Genomic DNA, 4292 nt, shown 5'->3' on the forward strand with positions numbered 1-4292 from the left:
GATTGAATTTCATTCAAAGCTTAAAAACTGTATTTTTGTTTTCAAGAAATTTAATGTGGTATAGCACTAAATCTTCAGATTTGTAGTTTAGTAGTAGATAAGTATCTTTAAAAATAGTCTCATGAATAAATTCGCAGTAATAATTTTGTTTTTCTGTCAACTTTCTTTTGCACAATCAACGACCAATCAGTTAGATTCTGATGGTAAGAGACATGGTCAATGGGTTGGATATTATGAAGACACCAAACATTTAAAATACCAAGGTCAGTTTGAACACGGTCAAGAAGTGGGTACTTTTACCTATTATGATAATACCAAAGCCAAAAAAGTTTTAGCAACCCGCGTTTTTAATCCAAAAGATCAATCTGCCTATACTACTTTTTTTAATGGAAAGTTTAAAGTTAGTGAAGGTAAGGTTGTCAATAAAGAATATGACGGCGAATGGAAGTATTACCATAAAGATATGGATGCAGTGATGACGTTGGAGTATTATAAAGCAGGAAAGCTCGAAGGAATCCGAAAAGTATTCTACAAAAGTGGCGTAATTGCAGAAGAAGCAACCTATAGAAATGGTGTCAAAGAAGGAACTTATAAAAAGTATGCTGAAAACGGCGTTGTTTTAGAAGAATCTGTTTTTAAAGCAGGTAATCCAAATGGTCCAACCATCGTTAGAGATGTTGACGGAAAAATTCTAACTGTTGGGCAATACAAAAGCGGCAAATCTGTGGGTATTTGGAAGTTTTATAAAAACGGTGAACTAGTGAAAGAAGAAAACCGTAGTTTGAAAAAACCGGCCAAACCCAAAAGTGCCAATCCGCCTCCGAAAAGAAACGTTAAAGAAATGGAAGATTAATTCCGTAACTACTACCTTTGTCAAAATTTTAATTGAGTGATGAAAAGAGCAGTCGTAGGACTTTCAGGAGGTGTAGATTCGAGTGTTGCCGCTTATTTGTTAAAAGAGCAGGGCTACGAAGTCATCGGTTTGTTTATGAAAAACTGGCACGATGATTCGGTGACTATTTCTGATGAATGTCCGTGGCTGGAAGATTCTAACGATGCACTTTTAGTAGCAGAAAAATTGGGAATACCTTTTCAAACGGTCGATTTAAGCGAACAATACAAAGAACGCATCGTTGATTATATGTTCAACGAATATAAAAATGGTCGCACACCCAATCCCGATGTTTTATGTAACCGTGAAATCAAATTTGATGTGTTCATGAAAATCGCTTTGAGTTTGGGTGCAGATTTTGTGGCAACGGGACATTATTGCCGCAAAGGAATCATCGAAAAAGACGGAAAAGAAATCTATCAATTATTAGCCGGTGTGGATTGCAACAAAGACCAATCGTACTTTTTATGTCAGTTATCACAGGAACAATTAGCCAAATCGCTTTTTCCAATAGGTGCATTAACCAAACCACAAGTGCGTGAAATTGCTGCTCAAATGGATTTGGTTACTGCTGAGAAAAAGGACTCGCAAGGACTCTGCTTCATTGGAAAAGTGCGTTTGCCAGAATTTTTACAACAACAATTGCAGCCAAAAGAAGGAATCATCATAGAAATTGCTGCAGATGACCCAATTTATAATGTACCACAGCCAACATTCGAAATCCAAGAAGATCAATTAGCGTTTGAAGCAGAACCTTTACATTACCATTCAAAAATGGGCAAAGTGGTAGGCAAACATCAGGGAGCTCATTACTTCACGATTGGTCAACGCAAAGGACTGAACGTGGGTGGAACCAAAGAAGGTTTGTTTATCATTGCCACCGATGTGGCGGAAAATGTTATTTATACCGGTCAAGGTGCTTCGCATCCGGGACTTTTCAGAAAAGCGTTGAAAGTTTTACCACATGAAATCCATTGGATTCGTGAAGATTTGCAATTGGAAAATGGTCAAACCATTGAAGTAATGGCACGAATACGTTACCGACAACCACTACAAAAAGCAACCCTACATCAAACCGAAAGTGGATTGTATGTAACATTTAATGAACCCCAATCTGCCATTACACAAGGACAATTTGTTTCGTGGCACTTGGGAGAAGAGTTGGTAGGTTCCGGAGTAATTTCGTAACTTGCTTTCAAAAAATAAATACTATGAAAAAAATGCTTGTTTTTTTCTTACTGTTTTTAACTTCAGTTGGGTTTTCTCAAGAAGATGCTTGGGTCTATTTTGCCGATAAACCAACGGCTGCTTATTTTCTTGCCAATCCACTACAAATGCTTTCCCAAAGATCTTTAGATCGAAGAACTGCACAATTCATTTCATTAGATACTGTAGATGTGTCGATTCATCAACCATACATTACCCAAGTAGCCGGTAATACAGGAATTACAGTTTTGGCAAAATCCAAGTGGCTGAATGCAGTGCATGTTCGCGGGACACAAGCTAATATTCAAGCTTTGGACACTATTTCTTTCGTCAGCCATATACATTTTGCAAATACGAGTTTGAATAATAACACGTCCGGTAGAATGCAACAAAATCATGCGGAAACAAAAAATTTAGATACGCAGGTCGTTTTTCAATACGGTAATTCAGCCAATCAGGTCAATATGATGAACGGACATTTATTGCATCAGAATAGTTATACCGGAACGGGTAAAATAATTGCAGTAATGGATAACGGTTTTGTGGGAGTGAATACAACAAGCCCTTTCCAACGTTTGTTTACCAATAATTTGATTTTAGGTGGTTATAATTTTGTAACCCAGTCGGATGCAGTTTATACAGGCGGTTCGCATGGCACTTTGGTATTGTCAACCATGGGAGGTTATGTTGAAAACCAATTAGTTGGAAGTGCTCCCGATGCGAAGTATTATTTGTTTGTTACCGAATCCAATACGTATGAAAATCCGTTGGAAGAATCCCTTTGGGTGGAAGCGGCAGAATTAGCCGATAGTTTGGGTGTAGATGTTGTCAACACCTCGTTGGGTTATTCCGCATTTGATAATCCCGCGTATAATTATTCGTATGCCGACATGGATGGCACAACCACATTTATTGCCAAAGGAGCAGCAATTGCATTTTCAAGAGGAATGATTTGTGTGACTTCTGCGGGGAATTCCGGCAATTCTTCCTGGCAGTACATTACCTCACCCGGCGATGCTTTGAATACATTAACGGTGGGAGCGGTCAATGCTTCGGGTGTTTATGCAAGTTTTAGTTCCATCGGTCCATCGGCAGATAACCGTATCAAACCGGATGTGGTGGCACAGGGTGTTGGAGCAACCGTTGCCACAGCCACAGGAACGATTGGTTTGGCAAACGGCACGTCTTTTTCGAGTCCGATTACTGCGGGATTGGTTACTTGCTTGTGGCAAAGTCTACCTACTTTAACCAATGCACAAATTTTGCAATTAGTTAGAGAATCGGCTTTTATATATGCAAGCCCAACAGCACAATTAGGGTACGGAATTCCGAATTTTTATTCTGCATTTCAAGCGGGACAGTTGTTGTCGAATGACAGTGTTACTCCTCCCGTTTTTTCAGTGTATCCCAATCCGTTTGAAGATCAAATAATTATTCAATGGCCTGAATTAGATGTATTTGGACAACTACAAATTTACAACGTTACCGGACAGTTAGTTTTGCACAAGGAAATCCAATCCAATCAAACTATTTCGGTATCTCATTTAAAGGCAGGCATGTACTTTTATTCACTACAATCGGAAGGACTATTGAAATCAGGCAAAATAATTAAGAAATAATCAACCAACCCAAAATACAGTTTGTAGTTTTTTTGCGTCTTTGCTCCCGAAATTTCGGGATTGCAATAATCCAACAAGAGTACGTAAGATTTAAATTAGTTATCTTCAATTGTTTTGGTGACTGCCTAAAATAAAACTTTTTTAACTAAATTTGCTTAATGAGCATAGTTGACCTAAATATAGAAGACTTGAAAAAGCTTTGTGCAATCTACAATGTGGAAAAAATGTATTTATTTGGTTCTGCACTAAATTCTAATTTCAATAAAGAAAGTGACATTGATCTCCTTGTAAAATTTAAGTCCATTGAGTTGTCTAAGTATTTTGATAACTATATGGATTTCAAAGAAAATTTAGAAAAACTATTTGGTCGCGATGTTGACTTAGTGGAAGAACAAACCCTAAAAAATCCTATTTTAATCAAGGCAATAAACAAATCTAAAGAGCTTATCTATGGATGAAAGAATTCTTAAATGGCTTTACGATATTAAATTGGCTATTGAAGAAATTGATAGTTTTTTCATAGAAGAACAAAAAGATTTTTTTATCTACAGAAATAACTTAATGCTCAAAAGAGC

4 protein-coding genes are annotated in these 4292 nt (G+C 37.3%); all 4 read left to right on the plus strand.

Features of this window, described 5'->3' with window-relative positions; all coding sequences use genetic code 11:
- The first annotated feature begins 121 nt into the window (after nucleotides 1-121).
- The 4 genes from ACIQ2S_RS11750 (at nucleotide 122) to ACIQ2S_RS11765 (ending at nucleotide 4175) form a co-directional block, all read left to right on the plus strand.
- Entirely contained in the window at nucleotides 122-853 is a 732-nt protein-coding gene (locus ACIQ2S_RS11750) for a toxin-antitoxin system YwqK family antitoxin (protein WP_396176217.1), read from the plus strand.
- Between the two features lie 39 nt (nucleotides 854-892).
- Complete coding sequence (mnmA, locus tag ACIQ2S_RS11755) at nucleotides 893-2080, plus strand: tRNA 2-thiouridine(34) synthase MnmA (protein WP_396176219.1); 1188 nt, start codon at nucleotides 893-895, stop codon at nucleotides 2078-2080.
- Between the two features lie 23 nt (nucleotides 2081-2103).
- The gene (locus tag ACIQ2S_RS11760; protein WP_396176221.1) at nucleotides 2104-3717 is read left to right on the plus strand and encodes a S8 family serine peptidase; all 1614 of its coding nucleotides are present in this window, start codon (nucleotides 2104-2106) and stop codon (nucleotides 3715-3717) included.
- Nucleotides 3718-3875: 158 nt separating this feature from the next.
- Complete coding sequence (locus ACIQ2S_RS11765) at nucleotides 3876-4175, plus strand: nucleotidyltransferase family protein (protein WP_396176223.1); 300 nt, start codon at nucleotides 3876-3878, stop codon at nucleotides 4173-4175.
- The last annotated feature ends 117 nt before the right edge of the window (nucleotides 4176-4292 follow it).

Source organism: Flavobacterium sp. (assembly GCF_044371705.1).
GTDB lineage: Bacteria > Bacteroidota > Bacteroidia > Flavobacteriales > Flavobacteriaceae > Flavobacterium.